The following is a 20,084-nucleotide window of genomic DNA, read 5'->3' as shown; positions in this document are numbered from 1 at the left end:
AAACCATTTTTACGCGAGGTGGCAACTATGGTTTATCTGGATGATCCTCGGGATGACTGCTATTGGCTCTATCACCCTGGGATTGAAATTCCGCCTCAGCTTCGTTTTCTCTTTGTTTTGTAATTGAATAAGGCTTTAGAAAATCTTGATCAAAAGGATGAACTGTCGCAGCCTTCTGAATAATCTCATCGTTCTGATACGTCCGAATACAGGTGCCTTTTACACGTTCCGATTTATAGACGTAAGTTCCCCAAATACAGAAGAAAAAAATTGATTTTATAGTATCTTTATAATGTGTGAACAAGTCTTCTGTTTTATCAAAATAACTTTTGAACATAAGATGGGATACAATTCTATCAATAGTACAGAATACGGCCATAAATAGTGCAACCATAAAGAAGGTCTGAGCGAAAATATCGCGTTTCTTGACCAGCAAGATGCAGCTATAAATCAAACCCGCTAGTACCAATATATTACCGATTATTTCTAATAATAGTAAAGTTCTGTATAAAAAGGGGGAAACACCTTCCAGCTGATCTGCCGCCTGCCAAGTATTTAAATTAAAGAAGGACTGCTGGAAGAAAAATATACCGGATAGGGTCACTATATTTATAAATAGTACAATAAGCAGCACGATCATCCATCCGCCGATCTGATCGTGATAGATCTCGTCATAAGGTTTGATGATAAAAGCTCTGGTTTTATTATACTTTTTAACAATATACCAGATGATGGCTGGCACCAGAAGAACGAATAGGATTAATGAAAACCAATTAATTTCATTGACTGAAGAAGGGGTTCCTAAGCGAGGTATCCCATCTGTTACATATCCGTCATTGTCAAGATAAAAGCCATTATAAAAGATATCATCACGATCTGCAAAATCTGTATAATACTGTTTCAGGTCTTTTTGTTCGACAAAGGGTTCGTGGAAACTTAACGTGTATGAGAGCTTAATACTATCTTGATTTACTTCCAGTGTTTTACCGAAGACATACGCAGTCCTGTCAAAATAACTATTGTCCCTGTAATTACCAAATTCCTTTTTGCCTTTGTTGACAATATACATTTCGTAGGTTAGATCTGTTGGAAAAGAAAGGCTTAGGGGAGCAATACGATCCTCCATAATCTCTGGAAGCTTTTCATTGATATTTGTTCCCAACAAAGGAATATATTTTTTTGTAGATCCGCTTTCCTTCTTTCCAATGTTCTTTATTTTATACTTTTCGATGACCTCCACAATATTGTTCTCCATATCATCTTTGTATTGTATATGACCAGTTTTATTGATCTTGGGGTAGATCTTTGTATAATACTCTAAGTATTGCTTCTGTATGTCATTTTTGGCGCTACTTTGAAAATAACTGCGCATATCGTCCGCCTCATTTCCAACATAAGTTGTGTGGACATCCAGGGTAGCCTCAAATTTGCCTTCCAGTGTCAAGGTTTCCTTGACTTTAATATTGCCGGTAACATGCTGCGGTACGTCTGTAAGCTTTCCACTACCCATGGTGGAGAGTACTTTCCCATAAGCTGGGAAATACCTGTTTTTGATATCTCCACCCTGCTGAGTTATGGTGGGGTCAATATATTGGGAACGTCCACCAATATTAACTTCAATAACCATATGGTTGAAAGCATAGGGCGAGGGGAGCTCTTCCTGCAGGCCTCTATTCTTATAGGTATTGGCTAATACGAGTCCTACATCAATATTCTTGTTTTTGAGCATTGTAGCCAGCAGCATTGATTTATCCTTGCAATCGCCGTAGCGCTGGGAAAATACTTTTTCTGGAACATTTGCCCGGTGCGAATATTCTCCCATCTCAATACCCATATAACGTATCTCATTTTGTACAAAGTCGCAGGCTTTTTTCAGGTATGTATAGGGCTGTCCTTTGGACTCTTTCCAAAGTTGGTTGACGAAGGTTTGCAGTGTACTTGTCGTTGCTATTTGCGGGATGGGATTAATTTTACGGTTCCATTGATCAACTTCCTGCCAGGTATTGAATTCCGTGCATTGGATATATTTTAAAGGGCTGTACCATGACGGGCTATAATCTTCGTATTGAACCGTTTTGTCAGCCGTCAGCTCCCAGAAGAAATTTGTTGTATTTCCTGTTGACTGTTGCTGCACCTCAGGAGCGCCATTGAAACTCTTAAACTGAAGTTTGCGACCATTGGGTACAATATAGTTGAGATGGACCAGACCTGTAGGTTCATATCCCTGTAAGTAGTAGCTGTCGAAAAATTTCTGTTCAAATACTGGGTTTACACCTATTATTGAATAAGCAAATACAATCTTGTCGTCTTTACGTAAATCCTCCAAAACATAATGGGCCATTTGACTTCCGTTGTAGATAGATCTCGAAAGCTCTGTTTCGGAGGCAAGGAGCTTAAATTTTGCTTGCGGTAGTAGATTAATATCCTTGCCGTTGCGAATAACCTTTAGCTCATGTAGTTGAAGTTTTTGAAAATGCGGGTCAAAGGTTACCTGAATTTGCCCCAGATTTTCGATTCCAGTCTGATCAAATAGAACTTTTATGTCCTTATAATATTTTGTTTGGGTAGCCAAGTTTATTTGATGTTCGATTAGCTCATAGTAATATCCATCACTAATATCATCCAAATTTGGCTTTATGGCCTTTTTTGTAGTGGGCCGGAGCCAAGTTGGCGATGCCGTCTTTTGGATAGTTGTTTGGCTAAAAGACCAGGAAAATGCAGCTAGTACGAGTACAAAGGCAAATAGAAGATGGCTAAATCTTTTCATTAATTCATAATTTAGCCTAAGATAAGTAAAAATTGGAAGCAACGGTAGGCGAATTTAAGGAGTATTGGAAATTCGGCTTTAGTTGAGTCTAGGTTATCTAGCAACTAAAAAGGGTTGTCCGTATATACGAACAACCCTTTTAGTTGCTAATCCGGTAATTTTATAATTTACTTTCTCTTTTTTTCTTTTTCTTAACGACTTTAGGCATTTGAGCTTGCTTTGCTTCATATTGTCTCTCAATATATTGTATAATTTCTGAGGCAATATCTTTTTTTGTCGCTTTCTCGATGCCTTCCAAACCAGGAGATGAGTTTACTTCCAGTACTAAAGGGCCTCTGTCAGAAGGAATCATATCTACACCACAAACCGTAAGTCCTAGCTGTGCCGCAGCCGCAATTGCTGTTTCTCTTTCAGCTTTACTTAACCGGATAATCTGAGCGGTGCCACCCCGATGGATATTTGATCTAAACTCACCCTCTTTCGCCGTGCGTTTCATCGCTCCAACAACTTTGCCGTCAACCACGAATGCACGAATATCAGAGCCTTTAGACTCTTTGATGAACTCTTGGATCAGGATGTTATTGCCCAGGCCGTAGAACGCTTCTATAACAGAAGAGGCCGCTTTTTTGGTTTCGGCAAGTACAACACCGATACCTTGGGTTCCCTCGAGTAGTTTAATGACTAAAGGAGCTCCACCTACCATACTGATGAGATCGTCCACATCGGAGGCTGTGCGTGCAAATCCTGTAATCGGGAGTCCGATACCTGCCCCGGATAAAATCTGTAGGCATCTCAATTTGTCTCGGGAACGCGTAATGGCTTGACTGGGATTCGCGGAAATGACATCCATCACCTCAAATTGTCTAACGATAGCAGATCCATAGAATGTTACTGATGCTCCTATCCGGGGAATAATGGCATCAATATCACTGAGATCCTGTCCTTTATAATGAATACTGGGTTTACCTTGTTGAATGCCTACATAACATTTGCTGTGATCGATGACAACACATTCGTGTCCTCTTTGTTGTGCGGCTTCTACGAGACGACGAGTTGAGTATAAACTCTTTACTGTCGATAATACGGCAATTTTCACGATTTGTATATTGAATATATTTTGTGCTAAGATAACAAAATAGCTTGGCTAATTGTTTTATTTTACCAGGGTCTTCGTCGACAGATTTTCTTTGGAAACATCGACCAAAAATCTTTTGTTTAAGAAATTTTTACCCAACAGCATAGGATAGGTCATTTGTGATCTATTTCTAAAGGAGATCTTAATGCTAAATACCTGGTTATATAATGTTGCTGTTGTGCGGATATAGTAACGCTTTTCTTCTTGGCCAAAAGAACTTTTCACGAGTTTTGTCCTATAGAGTTTTAACTTCAGTGTTTTTGTTTCTTTTGTCCCAAAATTTGTTATAAGTTCACAGATAATCCAATCCTGACCATCTTCCTTAACGATCTCGTACGAATTGCAATGTAGTACCGATGAAGCAGCACCGGTATCGACTTTTGCTTCTATACCATATATTCCCAATTCAGGTAAATCAAGGGTCTCTTTCCAGCCCACAAGAAGTTTCTCTTTCATTTATACCAAATTGAAAAAATAGCCCTGTCGCCTGTATAAGCAGGGGACAGGGATGAAAATCTTTTATTCGTAGATAAATTCTCCGTAAGGAGAGGTTATAGTAACTTTTTTAGCAGTAGATTCTTCCACGCGACCTATGATTTGAGCCGGAATGCCAAACGACTCTGAAATAGCAATGATATCCGATGCAATTGACTCCGGTACATATAATTCCATACGATGTCCCATATTAAATACTTTGTACATTTCTTTCCAGTCTGTATTGGATTCTTTCTGTATTAATTCAAAAAGAGGTGGGATCGGGAAAAGATTATCTTTGATGACATGCACATTATCAACGAAGTGTAAAACCTTTGTTTGCGCTCCACCTGAGCAATGCACCATTCCGTCGATTTGTGAACGATACTTGTCCAGTATTTGTTTGATAACAGGCGCATAAGTACGCGTCGCCGAAAGAACAAGCTTACCCGCAGTTATTTTTTCTCCTGTTTCAACTTCGATTTCATTGGTGAGGTCCTGGCTTCCAGCGAAAACTAGTTCGTAAGGAACAGCTGGATCATACGCTTCAGGATATTTTTCAGCTACTTTTTTGTTAAATACATCATGACGTGCAGAAGTTAGTCCATTGGAACCCATTCCGCCATTGTACGTCTGTTCATAGGTTGCTTTTCCATTCGATGCCAATCCAACAATTACATTGCCACCTTTGATGCGATGATTTGAAATGACGTCTTCACGTTTCATACGACAGGTCACCGTACTATCAACAATGATGGTGCGAACAAGGTCGCCAACGTCGGCCGTTTCACCTCCTGTAGAATAGATGCCAATTCCCAAATCCCGAAGTTCAGATAGAATCTCTTCTGTGCCATTGATGATTTCTGCGATCACCTCTCCAGGAATAAGATTTTTATTTCTGCCAATCGTTGAGGATAAAAGAATGTTATCGATGGCTCCCACGCAAAGCAAGTCGTCAATATTCATGATAATTGAATCCTGTGCTATACCTTTCCACACTGAAATATCACCGGTTTCCTTCCAGTATACATAAGCCAATGAAGATTTGGTACCAGCACCATCCGCATGCATAATATTACACCAGTCTGGATCTCCACCCAAAATATCTGGAATTATTTTGCAAAATGCTTTGGGAAACAGACCCTTATCTATATTTTTTATCGCATTGTGCACATCCTCTTTCCCTGCGGATACGCCTCGTTGATTGTATTTTAAATCTGACATCTTAGGGCAAAAATAAGCAATAGGACTGAATTAAAGAACCTAATTCGTGTAATTTAATCACTTATTATTATGCGCCAATGTTGAATTAGATTTTCGAGATTACTTTTCGCATTGGCCGGACTTGTGCTGGGTAAGCATCTGTACATAATGTCTTCTCGTTTGTTGAAATGCTTTAAATACAAACTGTACGCTTTTTGTCCGTTAAAAATAATTTGTGTGATTGTGGGAAAGGTTTGCAGCAGCTCGTCAATCGGATTCGGAACTTCATTTTGTATGGCTAAATCCATACTGCCGGGACGAGAGGCTTCTGCACAAACATCCCAAAGACCAATGTTGTTTTTGAGTAATAAATCTATCTTCTCCGTATAATTTGTTTGTTCCGGTGCATTGAACAAATTGGTGATTACTTTCCAAAAGCGATTTTGTGGATGTGCATAATATTCATTTTCTGCCAGAGATTTATCTCCGGGCAACGAGCCAAGGATGAGTATTTCTGTCGTCGAATTGACTAAGGGTAGAAAGGATTTTTTGCGCATGATCAAAAATAGCAATTTTAAATTTTCCTTTGAAATATGAAAATTATTGTAGTATATTTATGATATTAAAATGATATCAAATATATATTAACAATTATGGAAAAACTAATTAAACCAATGTCAGGCTATTTAGCTTTATTGATAGCTGTTTTCTCGTTTGTGGCAGCTATATTTTCATTTGCGAGCGTAGAAGAAAGTTCGCTGTATGTTGTATTGGGAGTGGTATTAATGATTGCTACTTTTTTTATTTTAAAGGGATTGATGATTATTAATCCAAATCATTCACGTGTGCTGAATTTCTTCGGAAAATATGTAGGTACCGTTAAGGAAAATGGATTGTTTTTTGTCAATCCGTTGTATTCAACGATTAAAGTAAGTCTTCGTTCGGATAACTTACAGGGACAGACACTGAAAGTAAATGACAAGATGGGAAACCCAATTGAGATTGGGGCAGTGATCGTGTGGCAAGTGGGTGACACGTATAAAGCTGCTTATGATGTCAGTAACTACACATCTTATGTACGCACGCAGAGTGAAGCAGCAGTAAGACATTTGGCCGGAAGCTTTCCTTACGATAACTTGGAAGATGAAGGAGCGGAGATCACCTTGCGTGAAGGTGGGGATACCGTAAATCATATTCTTGAACAAGAATTGTCGGATCGTTTGGCGCCAGCTGGCGTTATTATTAAGGAAGCAAGAATCAGCCATTTGGCCTACGCGTCAGAAATCGCGGGTGCGATGCTTCAAAGACAGCAAGCCGCTGCAATTGTCGCTGCGCGCTCAAAGATTGTAGATGGAGCTGTAGGTATGGTTGAAATGGCACTAAAAAAGCTGTCTGAAAAAGATATTGTAGAGCTGGATAACGAGAAAAAAGCAGCAATGGTCAGCAATTTAATGGTTGTACTCTGTGGAGAGAAAGCAGCGACACCAATTGTAAATACAGGTACGTTGTACCAATAAACGAAATGAAATGGCGGATAAGAAAAACTTTATGCTACGCTTAGACGACCAAATGTACAAAGCATTGGAAAAATGGGCTGCAGATGAGTTTAGAAGTGTTAATGGGCAGATAGAATATCTTTTACATAAGGCACTGCAAGAAAATAAAAGATTGGGTGCAGAAAAAAAGACTGCTGATAAGAAATAGCCTATAGTAAGGAACGAAAACTGTACCTTTGGCCTCGCAATTAATAAAGCCAAAGGTACTTTTTATTTAATGTTTTAACGATAGAAGATGAAGATTAATCCAGCGTACAAGTTATTGGTCGTAAGTACAAGCACGATCCATGGGAGTGAGTTTTTAGCTTATATTAAGCACGATTTTGTCGAATTTATTCAGTCAGACGAATTGCTGTTTGTCCCTTTTGCGAGACCTTCAGGAATTTCCTTTGATGCTTATACCGCTAAGGTACAAGATGCCCTGAAAGATGAGGGCGTGACGGTTAGGGGGCTCCATGAGTTTGACAATATGAAGAAGGCTATTCAGGATGCTAAAGCTATTTTTATTGGTGGAGGAAATACATTTTTACTCTTAAAAACGCTGTATGATCTGGATTTGGTTCCGCAACTGCGCGTACAAGTAGCAAAGGGGATTCCATATGTGGGCACATCCGCGGGGTCCAATTTGACCGGATTAACAATTGGAACCACGAATGATATGCCTATTGTTTATCCGCCTAGTTTTAAAGCACTTGGTTTCTTACCTTTTAATATCAATCCACATTATTTGGATCCAGATCCAAATTCTACACATAAAGGAGAGACGAGGGAAACGCGAATTCAGGAATTTCATCAATTGAACAGCCAACCTGTTATAGGCTTGCGCGAAGGTAGCTGGCTGCACGTAAATGACGGGAACATTCTGTTGCAAGGTGATTTAAAAGCACGGTTGTTTAAGGCGGGGCTTGAACCTGTAGAGCTAGCACCTGGATTAATTAATTTTTAAGCTATTGTAAAGTTAATGGTCAAGGAACGTCAAATGGACCGTTCAGCGCAGTGGTAGACGATTTTATGAAAAGCTGGCCCTAATTCCCATTGGAAAAAATAGTTTTTCAGATTGTTGAAAATAATACAAAATAAGCTACTTTTGCGCTAAATCCATTAAAATTTTCTTCCAATGGAACAAAATTCAGCATTACACCCGGCCGATATCGCGGAAGAAATATCGCGTTTAAGTAAAGGGGAGCAACATCAAGAGTTTATGGACTATCCTTTGGAGGATAGATTGGAGATCTTTTCTTTTTTTGAAATGGATGTTCAATATACGTTGATCAAATCCATGACGGAGCATGAGCTGTCCGAATTGCTGAATAATTTGAAGCCGGATACCCGGAATGAATTATTGTCGGAATTGCCGGATGATCTGATTAAATATCTGATCAATCTATTGAATGAGCGCGAGAAGCAAATGGCTTTGGAGCTGATCGGATATAAAGAGGATAGTATAGCCCGACTTATGACACCAATGTATGTGCAAGTTCGTCCTTATTATACTGTTGATGATGTCTTTCGGCATATTAAAGTTTTTGGAAGGAAAGCTGAAACGCTCAATTTTATTTATGTAGTTGATGAGAAAAACGTATTGATCGATGACTTGAAAATTGGTCAATTACTACTATCGGATTCTTCTACTAAGATTTCCGACTTAATTGACTACAATTTTGCCGCGATTAAAGCCTCTACACCCATGGAAGAGGCCTTCGAGATTTTTCAAAAATATGACCGCAGTGCTTTGCCTATCGTTACAGAAGCAGGGGTGTTGGTTGGAATTGTGACATTTGATGATGTGTTGGACCGAATTGAAGATCGCGATACAGAAGATATCCAGCGATTTGGAGGGATGGAAGAATTGGATCTGGCTTATACCAAAACCCCCTTGTTGCAATTGATTCAAAAAAGAGCTGGCTGGTTAATCATCCTGTTTTTTAGCGAAATGCTTACCGCCTCAGCAATGGGCTTTTTTGAAGGGGAATTAGAAAAAGCGGTTGTGCTTGCTTTATTTGTTCCTTTAATTATATCCAGTGGAGGTAATTCGGGGTCACAGGCGGCATCTTTAATTATTCGTGCCATGGCGTTAGGTGAGTTAAAGCTTAAAGATTGGTGGTACGTGATGAAGCGCGAAGTTTCTTCTGGTTTGATCCTAGGTGGGATATTAGGTTCGATCGGATTTCTACGGATATTGGCCTGGCATTTTCTTGGTCTATATGACTATGGTCCTTATTGGATTTCAATTGGCTTTACGGTTGCGGTTTCCTTATTGTTTATTGTTTTATGGGGAACTTTGTCGGGATCGTTTATTCCATTTATCCTACGTCGGTTTGGATTGGATCCAGCGACAGCATCAGCGCCGTTTGTAGCAACGCTGGTGGATGTTTCCGGATTGATTATCTATTTTACTGTTGCAGCATTCTTTCTGCACGGAAAACTGCTGTAGTTCAGATATCATCTATCCATTCATTGCGGTCTGCACTCTTCTTTTTTGCATGTTTTTTTGTCCGATCTTGTGTTTATTTGAAGTAGTCCATAATGGAATACAAGGAGATAGACAAAGAAGCTGAAAGCGCATTGTCTTGTTTATAAATTGAGCCTGCGGTATAATTTTTCCTTTAAACCGCCTTTTTGCGCAATATAAATTCCTTTTTTTCCGGAAAATAAAAAAGCGACTATACACGCTATTGCTATAAATAAAATAGGTTGAATCCCAAATAATTCATAACCCATTACAATACAGGCGAGCGGGGTGTTTGTAGCGCCTGAAAATACGGCTACAAAGCCCATGGCAGCCAGCAGGCTGACGGGAAGTGGAATAATGGTGCTTAATGCACTACCTAAGGTTGCCCCGATAAAAAATAAGGGGGTGACTTCTCCGCCTTTAAACCCGGCCGAAAGGGTGAAAGTCGTTAAAAGCAATTTGATGATAAAGTCATAATAATTCGACTGATCGACAAATGCGTTCTGAATCATGGGGATACCAAGTCCAATATAGTTACTGCTATGGAATAACGTAATGATAAGTACCAAAATAATACCGCCAATCACTGGTCTAAGCAGAGGATATTTAATTCGTTTGAATTGAAGGCTAAAGAAATCGCTGGCAGATGTAAAAAGCCATGCTGTAATACCGAATAGAATACCTGCGGCGAGGCTAAATCCAATATTGGTCAAGGACAGCATTGGAATAACATCATGAATTGGATAATGGCTGTGTGATATATTCCATAATTGACAGCTGAAGTTCGCAAAATAGGCGGTAAATAAACAGGGTAGGGTGCCGAAATATCTTTTTTTGCCAATCAGTAGGACTTCCAGGCCGAATATCGTTCCGGCGAGCGGGGTGCCAAACACAGCGGCAAATCCTGCAGTGATGCCGATCGAAATTAAGATGCGACGTTCAGTTTTATCGAAGTCAAACCAGCGATTAAGCTGATCGGAAACTGCTCCACCTATCTGTACAGCAGTTCCTTCACGGCCTGCTGAACCCCCAAACAGATGTGTAAGTAAAGTTCCGAATAAGACAAGCGGCGCCATGATAAGCGGAATACGGCGTTGGGGATGAAGGTATTCTTCAATCAGCAGGTTATTTCCTTTGCTTGATGGATCGCCCCAATACTTATAGGACAATGCTATGGCAAATCCTGCTAGGGGAAGTCCATAAATTATCCAAGGATGAGCCTCGCGGTACTGCGTTACCCAATTGAGGGAAAAGAGAAAAAACGCACAAACAGATCCGACAATGAAACCTATCGCACTACAGGAGATAAGCCATTTAAGAAAAAAATGAAGATTGCTTTGATTTGAATGTGTTATAGCCATAAGTCTACACTTTATATAAAATTGTTGTTTTATACTAAAATAGTAGACGTCATCAGCTTATTAGGGCGGTTCAGGGCAGACATCATTGCCATATTTATTTCAAATCTACAAAAAACGAATGATAATAGCAACCCAGCCTGCGATCATAAGCAATCCGCCGAGCGGGGTAATTGGGCCAAGAAACTTTAGATTCTTTTTCCAGTATTCAGCAAACGATAGAAAATATATACTTACAGAGAATAAAATAGTTCCCAGTGTGATCAGATAAAATGCCACTCGTTCAGACTGAAGCTCAAACCGAAAATTGAATCCTAGAATCAATAGGGTTAGTGCAGCATACATTTGATATCGCACGCCGACCTCAAAGGATTCCAGTTTTTCAGCGGATAGGATTTTTTTGAATGCATGGGCTCCAAATGCACCTAGGATAATAGCGAGGCCGCCAAATAGAGCGGCTGTGATGATGACAACGTTTTGCATGCCTAAATTTACTAAATTGTGGGTTTAATCATATCAATATGAAGGATTCCATAATCAGGGTAGGGCTCGGAGATTTGTTTAAACCCTAATTTTTCATAAAAGGATTTTAAATGAAATTGCGCACCTATCTGTATCTCGCCTTCACCAAATTCTTTATAGAGAGATTCGATGGAATGAATCATTAATTGTTGACTCAAACCGGTTCCGCGAGCTTGCTCAGCGACAATGACCCGACCGATGGAAGCCTGCGAATAGGAGAGACCAGGGGGAACTAATCTCGTGTATGCAATGATATCATCATTGTGTTCTGCCCAAAGATGGAGACAAGCAAAGTCCTTATCGTCCAATTCAGGATATAAGCATTCTTGTTCCAAAACAAAAACTTCCATTCGAAGCTTTAAGATACGATAAAGTTCTTTATTGTTGAGTTCGTCAAACTTCTTGAGGTTCCACTGAAAATCCATCATTAAAATAAAAAAAAGAGTCAAATTAAATCGATATATCAGGGAAGACATACCCGATTTAATTTGACTCGAATGATTTGAAAACTTTTATGCGAGAAGACTTTTAACGACTTCAGAAATTGTTTTGCCATCAGCTTGTCCTGCAAGCTTTTGATTTGTCGCGCCCATTACTTTACCCATATCTTTAATGGAAGAAGCTCCTGTTTCTACGATAATTGCTTTGACAATGGTTTCAACTTCTTCTTTGCTTAACTGTTTGGGTAGGTAAGCCTCGATTACTTTTTCTTCCTCAACTTCAATTTCATACAGATCTTCACGGTTTTGCGTCTTATAAATTTCAGCAGATTCGCGACGTTGTTTGACAAGTTTTTGTAACACTTTAATCTCCGCCTCCTGGCTAAGATCTTCTGCATGACCTTTTTCTGTTTTCGCTAAGAGGATAGCTGCTTTAATCGCACGTAAACCACGTAATTTTGCCGTGTCTTTTGCGATCATTGCCGCTTTAATGTCTTGATTTATTTGTATTTCTAATGACATGATATTTAAATTATTTTCGATTGACAAGTGTGCCTGTAGCCTGTGCTGTAGGCATGATTAAGAGATCGTTTATATTGACGTGTGCAGGTCTGGTAATGACGAAAAGAATCGTTTCGGCAATATCTTTCCCTGTTAGAGGTTGTACACCATTGTAAACATTTTTAGCTCTTTCTCGATCTCCATGAAAACGAACTTCCGAAAACTCAGTCTCTACCATTCCGGGGTCAATAGAGGTTACTTTAATGCCTTGCGTTAGCAAATCAATACGCATCGCTTTAGTCAATGCGTCGACAGCATGTTTGGTCGCACAGTATACATTTCCATTCGGATACACCTCTTTCCCTGCAATAGATCCTAAATTAACGATATGAGCGCCGTTGTCGGTATCCATAAGCGGTATCACAGCTTTACTTACATACAATAAGCCTTTGATATTGGTATCAATCATTCTGTCCCAATCGCCGATATCACCATCTTGAATAGGATCTAATCCCTGACTCAACCCGGCATTGTTGATGAGAATATTTATTTTTTTCCATTCGGGGGGCAAACCTTCAATTTGGTTTGCAACTTGCTCAGCATCTCGGACATCGAGCTCAAATATATGGATCTGAATAGTCGGGTAGGCCGCAAGTAGTGTATCTCTTAATGTTTCTAAACGGTTTAACCTGCGCGCGCAAAGTAAAAGATTATACCCCTCTTTCGCTAAAACTTCGGCACAAGCCTGACCGATGCCGGAACTTGCTCCTGTAATAAAAACTGTTTTAGTCATATATTGTAACTAGTTGGTATTTAAAATTTAATCAGATTTTCCCTAAAAAACAGTGCCTCGGTCACCCTATTTTGTAGCAATATAGATGGTACAGATGCCAAACGTCTGTGGTCTAACAATAGTTTCATTAAAACCAGCTTTTTTGTTTATGGCCACGAACTTTTGGCCGTCCGGAAATTGAGCAACGGATTCCGGTAAATATTCATATGCACTGGAATCTTTTGAAAAGAATTTTCCAATGGTTGGTGTGATAAACTTGAAATAAAAATTATACAATTGTTTAATGGGGAACTTTTTCGGATTAGAAAATTCTAAAATAACAGCTTTCCCACCAGGCTTTAATACGCGGTATATATCCGATAAGCCCTTTTCCAGATTTTCAAAATTGCGGACACCAAATGCTACAGTAACTGCGTCGAAGGTATTATCTTCGAATTGAAGCCGCTCAGAATCTCCTAACTGAACTTCAAATTGATTCGCTAATCCCTTGCTTGCAATCTTTTTCTTGGCGACTTCAAGCATGCCTTGGGAGATATCGACACCAATAATCTTTTTTGGATTCAAGATTTTAATTGATTCCAGTGCAAAATCACCAGTTCCTGTCGCTACATCCAACATCAGTTGCGGTTTTATGGACTTTAAGGAATTGATGGCTTTTTTACGCCATATAATGTCAATACCCAAAGACATGAAATGGTTCAAAAAATCATAGGAATGCGAGATATTGTTAAACATATCTGCTACCTGTTTCTTCTTCCCATCGTTGGTGTCTTTGTAGGGCTTTAGTGTTGAGGAATCGTGCGTCATTTTACAAAGATACAATATATGAATATTTTTCGGCTAAAAAAGGGATTTGTTTTCATATCAAAGTCAGTTTATTTTGATGGTAGTGGAGGATATTGATTTGTTTTTGACTATTTTGCTTATTCACAATAGTTTAAGTTATTAACATTTTTTAAAGTATTGATTTTGAGTGGTGAATTTTTATTTTCAACATCTTTTCAACAGTAGGTGTTGAAAACTAATCCTGTAAATCTGTGTCCATCAAAGCTTTTTGGGGTTCGGATCTGATCGTCGAATTTCCCTGTTTGTAAATCCTCATGGTGGTGAATTTTATTTTTTATACATTTGTTATCCTATCTAAAATTTATAAGGATAGCAAAGCTATATTTCTGATATAATATCATGATGAACGACAGTAATTTTGAAGCGAATAACACGGATAATAACAAACGGGGTAATTATGGCGAACGTCGTACCAAATTAAATAATTTGGTGAGCGGTTTGGGTAAGCTTCCGCCGCAGGCAGTGGACCTTGAAGAAGCTGTTTTGGGGGCTTTGATGCTGGAGAAAAATGCACTGAGTGAAATTATTGATATTCTAAAACCGGAATCGTTTTACAAAGAATCACATCAAAAGATCTTTGAAGCGATTTTTGGCCTCTTTCAAAAGACTTCTCCAATTGATATATTGACAGTTACCTCGGAACTTAGACGGATGGGGGCTCTTGAAATGGTCGGCGGTGCCTACTATATTACGCAATTGACAGATCGCGTGGTTTCTGCAGCTAATATTGAGTATCATGCCCGTATTATTTCTCAAAAATATATTCAGCGTGAGCTTATTAAGGTTTCTACCGAAATTATCAATAGTTCATATGATGAAACATCAGATATCTTCGATCTTTTGGATCATGCCGAAAAAAGCTTGTTTGATATCGCGCAAAATAACTTGCGACGAGATTCAAGAAAGATGGATGATATTATGCGTGAGGCGATTTCTAATCTTGAAATGCTCCGGGATCGCACAGATGGTCTAACAGGTGTGCCTTCGGGTTTAACAGCCTTGGATCGTATGACTTCAGGTTGGCAGCCTTCTGATCTTGTTATTATTGCAGCACGTCCAGCGATGGGAAAAACTGCATTTGTACTTTCTGTCGCGCGTAATGCCGCTGTGGAACACGGTAAAGCAGTCGCCGTATTCTCGCTGGAGATGTCATCTGTTCAGCTCGTCAATCGTCTAATCGCTGGTGAAACCGAAATTGAGCAAGAGAAATTGAAAAAAGGAAATCTTGCTGATCATGAATGGCAGCAATTACATTCGAGAATTGGTCGATTAACTGATGCGCCTATTATTATTGATGATACGCCGGCGTTGAACGTGTTCGAATTTAGAGCAAAATGTAGGCGTCTAAAAGCACAATACGATATCCAAATGGTGATCGTCGATTACTTGCAGTTAATGCACGGTAAAGCAGACGGTAAAGGCGGGGGTAACCGGGAACAAGAGATTGGTAGTATTTCGCGTGCGTTGAAGTCTGTAGCTAAGGAACTAAATATCCCCGTGCTTGCATTGTCGCAATTGAGCCGTGCAGTAGAGTCAAGACCGGGCAATAGTAAGCGTCCTATGTTGTCCGATTTGCGGGAGTCTGGTTCTATTGAACAGGATGCTGATATGGTTCTTTTCTTATATCGACCTGAATATTATGGTTTGACAGAAGATGAAGAGGGACGTCCTACTGCCGGTGTCGGTGAAGTTATTATTGCAAAACACCGTAATGGTGAGACCGGAATTGTTCCACTTCGCTTTGTGGGTAAATTTGTGAAGTTTGTGGATTTAGAAGATGAGTTTTCGGGTATGGGTGGTGGAGATGGATTCGGTGATGCGCCGGCTACATTTTCTGCTTCGGCCTTGAATCCGTCGCCAAACTTTGCAGATGATTTTAGTGCTGGAGGTTTTAGTGGAGGTATTACTATGCCCTCCCGAATGAACGATATGCCTGATGATGCGCCATTTTAGTGGTTAATTTTACATAAGTATTCCTAAATAACAGAAAAAAACCGAATGATTTAAATTCGGTTTTTTCGTTTACCGCGTCCGGCTTGTTTTCGCTAGTAAAACAAGGTTATTATCCATTTTCAACGTGATGTATTAAGGGTGTACGCAAAAATAAATGTTTTAAAACTAAATGAACAAATGGGGTTAATGTTTTTTTGTCGTTTTGATTGTTTTTATTTTAAATAAAATCGGAACTTTGCGCGCCTTTGGGTTTATTAGAATGGTAGCTTTTAGACTTAGTATAACAGGTCTTAGACAAAAGTTGGTGAACAGTTTTTCGACAATGACAGGAAGCTAATGGATATTCATTATTTTGGATCGAGCAAGTTAGCTTTTATTTGGCTATTGATGGCAAAAACAAATAATATATTTCGATGAAAATAACATTACTTTGTATAGGTAAGACGGATGACAAATACCTAATTGAAGGTATTGAAAAGTACATTAAGCGATTAAAGTTTTATGTGAACTTCAGTATTGTCGTTATTCCCGATATCAAGAATGTCAAGAATCTTTCTGCTGAACAGCAAAAAGATAAAGAGGCTTTGCTGATTTTGAAACAGCTACAACCACAAGATCTAGTAGTTCTGCTAGACGAACATGGAAAAGAATTTCGCTCCATGGAGTTTTCAGCTTATTTGGAAAAAATGATGGTACAAAGTGTTCAGCATTTGGTATTTATTATAGGAGGCCCCTATGGGTTTGACCAAAAGATTTACGATCGGGCAAAATCAAAAATCGCTTTATCGAAGATGACGTTTTCGCACCAAATGATTCGTTTGTTTTTTACAGAGCAGCTTTATCGTGCTTTTTCCATCATGAAGGGGGAGCCTTATCATCACGAATAATATGGAAAAAAGTCCGTAACTTCATCATGAATAAAAACAAGCTTATGAATTTGCCCAACAAACGAGATTATCACTATAAAAGTGACGAAGGAGAGAAAAATAGCCAATTGAATAAATACATTATGATTGCTTGTATTATTATCGTGATCTTATTGGCCTATTTTTTCGCATAGCTTAATGTCTTTCCATACGGATTTAGTAAAAGAAATAAATCTCTTACTTAATATCCGTATGGAGGATATCAGCAGATGATTTTAATAAATTTTAATTGAATTGTTTAAGCAAGAACGCTTAATTTTTGGGAGAAGATTGGCAGGTTTTGCGCGTTCTTTTTGGGGCGGTGTTGTTTACGAATCCCCAGTTGGTCATATAGAATGACAAGGGATTAATTTCTAATAATTTTTTCATTTTTTCTTTTTTTACCATATAATAATTTATTGATTCGCTAATAGATGATCAATAATCGAGCCAAACTATGATATTTGTCATGTTCGAAAAGAAATATAGAAAATAAGGTCAATAAAAGTAGTTGAAAGTGTGTTTTTGAGGGCCAAGTCAAAATAAAACGCAGCCCATTTGAGAGGGGCTGCGTCGAATCAAGGAATTTATTTTTTATCAATTTTATATAATTTTCCGATATCTGTGATAGCGTACAGCGCGCCATCTTTTCCCTGCGTGATATCTCTAAATCGTTGTCCTTCACTACCTAATAGACGCTCTTCTCCAACCACCTTGTTATCCTTCAGTATAATTCTGGCAATGTGCATGCTGCTCAAACCGCAAATAAAGAGATTATTCTTCCATTCTGGAATATTCTGTCCGGTATAGAATGTAATTCCACTAGGAGAGAGGACCGGATCCCAATAATAGACAGGTTGTTCCAGACCGTCTTTTTGTTGTATACCCGCACCAACTTTATCGCCTTTATACTCTATACCATACGTAATCGTTGGCCATCCATAATTCTTGCCAGCTTCAATTCTGTTCAGCTCGTCGCCGCCCCGTGGACCAAATTCGGTTTCCCAAAGATCGCCGGTTTCCGGATTTAAGGCAAGCCCTTGAGGATTGCGGTGTCCATAACTGTAAATTTCCGGACGGACATTTGGCTTGCCTATAAATGGATTTCCTGGAGCAGGCTGTCCCTCAGTGGTGATGCGTAAGATCTTGCCCAATGCTGCATTCAGATCTTGTGCCAATGGTCTTGTAACCAAATCAGATCTTTCACCCGTACTCAAAATAATATTTCCTTCTTTATCAAAGATAATACGACCACCATAATGCAGATTCCCTTTATGAGCCGGAGTAGCTTGATAGATCACCTTAGCACTTTCTATCGATTTCTCGTCTGCAGACAGTTTTCCTTTTGCAACAGCCGTCAACGTCCCAGCAGCGGTATTATCAGAGAAAACCCAATAAATCATACGGTTTGATTCGAATTTTGGATCAAGACGTAACCCCAGAAGTCCACCTTGCCCACTGCTATTGACTTGAGGTAAACCTTTTATTGGGTCACTTAATTTACCGTCCGCCGTTGCAATGCGAAAATTCCCCTCTTTTTCTGAGATTAATAATCGGCCATCAGGCAGCGCAGTTATGCCCCACGGAGATTTTAATCCCTCAGCAATTACTTTACCTTCGAACGGCGTGCTTGTCTTTGCACCCTGAATTCTCGTTTGTCCGGCAAATGCTGGTTTATAACTTGTGTTTGCCTTCTGTGTTTCTACCGGAGGGTAACTTGTTGTATCAGTTGCAGTATTTGAACTGCTATCCGAACTCGAATTTGAATTTGCATGGTTGGAATTACATGCGGTTAATCCTAAAGATACTGTTAAGAGGCTTATTGTCAGTTTGGTTTTCATTATCTGTGACTTGTTTTTTGGTCTGATTATCTGCTTGAAGATATTAAAAATTAATGAAATATTATTTTACAGAATGTAATAATATAAATATATAACTCTATTAATGAGAAAGGGAGGATGCTAGCCAGCCAATAGATTTTAAATATTAAAAGAGTTATTTTTCCGCCAGGCAGTGTTTTACGATTCGGTGGAGTTCAGTTTCCTTGTTTACATAATAATCACTTATATCTAGAATCGTATTTGTGTTTAAATTGTAGATACACACCGGTACATAGTTAGGCTGGGCAGATGTCTCGAAAGTTTTAAAATAATCTGCACTTTCCTGAATACTTGAAAATCCTTTGGATTCACAATGTTGTGTATCCTGATTGTAAGCAATGGTTATAAAGTTCTTTTTCATTGTACTAGCCTTTTTATCAACATAACGAAGACCAGGAAGTAAAAGTTTTAAAAATCATTGCCTTTTATTTGTTAAACACTGATGTGGCTTGCGGCTATTGGCTTTCCAAAAAATATTTTTGCTTTACTTTCAAAGTCTCTTGGATCATCTGTCGTATAGAAGGCCAATTGTCCATTTTGGGAACAAATAGTTTCAATCTCCTGATGACGATGGAGATAGTCCCTTAAGCTATTTGCAACAATTGGACCCTGAGAAATGATATTGATATTGCTTGGTGTATATTTTTTGATTACGGGCAGCAATAATGGATAGTGGGTACAGGCAAGCACAATAGCGTCGATCTGATCGGACTGTTGTAAAAGTTCCCGTATATCTTTTTCTACAAAGTAATGAGCGCCTTCTGTATTGATTTCGTTATTTTCTACTAAAGGGACCCAAAAAGGACAGTCATGTTGAAAAACTTCTATTTCTGGATTAAATTTATGTATTTCTATTTTATAGGATTCAGATTTTACCGTTCCCGTAGTAGCTAAAATCCCGATCTTATTAGTTTTCGTAAAATTGTGTACAATTTCGGTAGTGGGTCTGATGACGCCGAGGACTCTCTTTCCCGGCGGTAGATCATGTTGTTGTATGGTTCTTAATGCTTTTGCTGAAGCTGTATTACATGCCAGAATAACAAGGTTACAGCCTAGATCAAAAAGTTTAAAAACACATTGTTTGGTATAGTTATAAACGGTTTCAAAAGAACGTGTCCCATAAGGGACCCGAGCATTGTCCCCTAAATAGATATAATCGTACTGAGGTAAAAGATGTTGAATTTCCTTAAATACGGAGAGTCCTCCGTAACCGGAATCAAAAATGCCAATCGGACCTGGTTTTGATAAATTATCCATAACACAATGTTATAAGTTCTTCCACTTATAACATTGTGTTAC

At 38.9% G+C, this 20,084-nt stretch carries 21 protein-coding genes and 1 riboswitch; of the genes, 7 read left to right on the top strand and 14 right to left on the bottom strand.

The features are described 5' to 3' along the window. Window positions 1–25: 25 nt before the first annotated feature. The 5 genes from B2O97_RS06505 to B2O97_RS06485 form a co-directional block, all read right to left on the bottom strand. Window positions 26–2,767 (bottom strand): DUF3857 domain-containing protein, encoded by a 2,742-nt coding sequence (locus B2O97_RS06505; protein ID WP_286767138.1) that lies wholly within the window; start codon window positions 2,765–2,767, stop codon window positions 26–28. A gap of 160 nt (window positions 2,768–2,927) precedes the next feature. Continuing rightward, complete coding sequence (gene rimK, locus B2O97_RS06500) at window positions 2,928–3,863, bottom strand: 30S ribosomal protein S6--L-glutamate ligase (protein ID WP_070565651.1); 936 nt, start codon at window positions 3,861–3,863, stop codon at window positions 2,928–2,930. A gap of 57 nt (window positions 3,864–3,920) precedes the next feature. Beyond that, complete coding sequence (locus tag B2O97_RS06495) at window positions 3,921–4,358, bottom strand: ATP-dependent zinc protease (RefSeq protein ID WP_070565649.1); 438 nt, start codon at window positions 4,356–4,358, stop codon at window positions 3,921–3,923. A gap of 63 nt (window positions 4,359–4,421) precedes the next feature. Further along, window positions 4,422–5,600, bottom strand: a complete 1,179-nt coding sequence (locus B2O97_RS06490) for an AIR synthase related protein (protein WP_070565647.1) — start codon at window positions 5,598–5,600, stop codon at window positions 4,422–4,424. A 53-nt stretch (window positions 5,601–5,653) separates the two neighbouring features. Beyond that, window positions 5,654–6,136 (bottom strand): DNA-deoxyinosine glycosylase, encoded by a 483-nt coding sequence (locus B2O97_RS06485; RefSeq protein ID WP_070565645.1) that lies wholly within the window; start codon window positions 6,134–6,136, stop codon window positions 5,654–5,656. 96 nt (window positions 6,137–6,232) lie between these two features. On the opposite strand from B2O97_RS06485, the gene B2O97_RS06480 reads away from it, so the two are divergent. The 4 genes from B2O97_RS06480 (at window position 6,233) to mgtE (ending at window position 9,569) form a co-directional block, all read left to right on the top strand. After that, a complete protein-coding gene (locus B2O97_RS06480) occupies window positions 6,233–7,096 on the top strand; it encodes an SPFH domain-containing protein (RefSeq protein ID WP_286767137.1) in 864 nt (287 codons plus the stop codon). Between the two features lie 10 nt (window positions 7,097–7,106). Beyond that, window positions 7,107–7,283: a ribbon-helix-helix domain-containing protein gene (locus B2O97_RS06475; RefSeq protein WP_153848792.1), complete on the top strand. Its 177-nt coding sequence runs from the start codon at window positions 7,107–7,109 to the stop codon at window positions 7,281–7,283. Window positions 7,284–7,370: 87 nt separating this feature from the next. Next, the gene (gene pepE, locus B2O97_RS06470; protein WP_286767136.1) at window positions 7,371–8,081 is read left to right on the top strand and encodes a dipeptidase PepE; all 711 of its coding nucleotides are present in this window, start codon (window positions 7,371–7,373) and stop codon (window positions 8,079–8,081) included. Window positions 8,082–8,252: 171 nt separating this feature from the next. Continuing rightward, window positions 8,253–9,569, top strand: coding sequence for a magnesium transporter (gene mgtE / locus B2O97_RS06465; RefSeq protein ID WP_070565637.1), 1,317 nt, complete (start codon window positions 8,253–8,255; stop codon window positions 9,567–9,569). Window positions 9,570–9,709: 140 nt separating this feature from the next. Here mgtE and B2O97_RS06460 read toward each other — a convergent pair whose 3' ends face one another. The 6 genes from B2O97_RS06460 to ubiE all read right to left on the bottom strand — a co-directional run bounded on the left by B2O97_RS06460 (window position 9,710) and on the right by ubiE (window position 14,008). Next, window positions 9,710–10,948 (bottom strand): voltage-gated chloride channel family protein, encoded by a 1,239-nt coding sequence (locus tag B2O97_RS06460; RefSeq protein WP_286767135.1) that lies wholly within the window; start codon window positions 10,946–10,948, stop codon window positions 9,710–9,712. A 36-nt stretch (window positions 10,949–10,984) separates the two neighbouring features. Continuing rightward, a riboswitch (Fluoride riboswitch) is annotated at window positions 10,985–11,047 on the bottom strand. A gap of 6 nt (window positions 11,048–11,053) precedes the next feature. Then, window positions 11,054–11,428, bottom strand: coding sequence for a DUF423 domain-containing protein (locus B2O97_RS06455; RefSeq protein WP_286767134.1), 375 nt, complete (start codon window positions 11,426–11,428; stop codon window positions 11,054–11,056). A gap of 11 nt (window positions 11,429–11,439) precedes the next feature. Continuing rightward, a complete protein-coding gene (locus B2O97_RS06450) occupies window positions 11,440–11,943 on the bottom strand; it encodes a GNAT family N-acetyltransferase (protein ID WP_286767133.1) in 504 nt (167 codons plus the stop codon). A 36-nt stretch (window positions 11,944–11,979) separates the two neighbouring features. After that, a complete protein-coding gene (locus B2O97_RS06445) occupies window positions 11,980–12,429 on the bottom strand; it encodes a GatB/YqeY domain-containing protein (RefSeq protein ID WP_070565629.1) in 450 nt (149 codons plus the stop codon). 10 nt (window positions 12,430–12,439) lie between these two features. Beyond that, the gene (locus B2O97_RS06440; RefSeq protein ID WP_286767132.1) at window positions 12,440–13,201 is read right to left on the bottom strand and encodes an SDR family oxidoreductase; all 762 of its coding nucleotides are present in this window, start codon (window positions 13,199–13,201) and stop codon (window positions 12,440–12,442) included. 66 nt (window positions 13,202–13,267) lie between these two features. Beyond that, the gene (gene ubiE / locus B2O97_RS06435) at window positions 13,268–14,008 is read right to left on the bottom strand and encodes a bifunctional demethylmenaquinone methyltransferase/2-methoxy-6-polyprenyl-1,4-benzoquinol methylase UbiE (protein WP_286767131.1); all 741 of its coding nucleotides are present in this window, start codon (window positions 14,006–14,008) and stop codon (window positions 13,268–13,270) included. 381 nt (window positions 14,009–14,389) lie between these two features. Here ubiE and dnaB point away from each other — a divergent pair, with 381 nt between their 5' ends. From dnaB to B2O97_RS06420, 3 genes are all read left to right on the top strand, one after another. Continuing rightward, window positions 14,390–16,000: a replicative DNA helicase gene (dnaB, locus tag B2O97_RS06430; RefSeq protein WP_370445164.1), complete on the top strand. Its 1,611-nt coding sequence runs from the start codon at window positions 14,390–14,392 to the stop codon at window positions 15,998–16,000. A 413-nt stretch (window positions 16,001–16,413) separates the two neighbouring features. After that, entirely contained in the window at window positions 16,414–16,887 is a 474-nt protein-coding gene (gene rlmH / locus B2O97_RS06425) for a 23S rRNA (pseudouridine(1915)-N(3))-methyltransferase RlmH (protein ID WP_286767130.1), read from the top strand. A gap of 26 nt (window positions 16,888–16,913) precedes the next feature. After that, window positions 16,914–17,060, top strand: coding sequence for a hypothetical protein (locus B2O97_RS06420; protein WP_172462499.1), 147 nt, complete (start codon window positions 16,914–16,916; stop codon window positions 17,058–17,060). Between the two features lie 432 nt (window positions 17,061–17,492). On the opposite strand, the gene B2O97_RS06415 is transcribed toward B2O97_RS06420, so the two are convergent. The 3 genes from B2O97_RS06415 to murI all read right to left on the bottom strand — a co-directional run bounded on the left by B2O97_RS06415 (window position 17,493) and on the right by murI (window position 20,042). Further along, window positions 17,493–18,746 carry a PQQ-dependent sugar dehydrogenase gene (locus B2O97_RS06415; protein WP_201638990.1) on the bottom strand — a complete coding sequence of 418 codons (1,254 nt, stop codon included), beginning with the start codon at window positions 18,744–18,746 and terminating at the stop codon, window positions 17,493–17,495. A gap of 154 nt (window positions 18,747–18,900) precedes the next feature. Next, window positions 18,901–19,146: a hypothetical protein gene (locus tag B2O97_RS06410; RefSeq protein ID WP_115050731.1), complete on the bottom strand. Its 246-nt coding sequence runs from the start codon at window positions 19,144–19,146 to the stop codon at window positions 18,901–18,903. Window positions 19,147–19,217: 71 nt separating this feature from the next. Then, window positions 19,218–20,042, bottom strand: a complete 825-nt coding sequence (gene murI / locus B2O97_RS06405; protein WP_070565597.1) for a glutamate racemase — start codon at window positions 20,040–20,042, stop codon at window positions 19,218–19,220. Between the last annotated feature and the right edge of the window lie 42 nt (window positions 20,043–20,084).

The sequence above is a fragment of the Sphingobacterium sp. UBA865 genome (assembly GCF_002295765.1).
Lineage (GTDB): Bacteria > Bacteroidota > Bacteroidia > Sphingobacteriales > Sphingobacteriaceae > Sphingobacterium > Sphingobacterium multivorum.
Note: the sequence above shows the minus strand (reverse complement) of the source record. Positions and strands in the feature narration are given on the sequence as shown.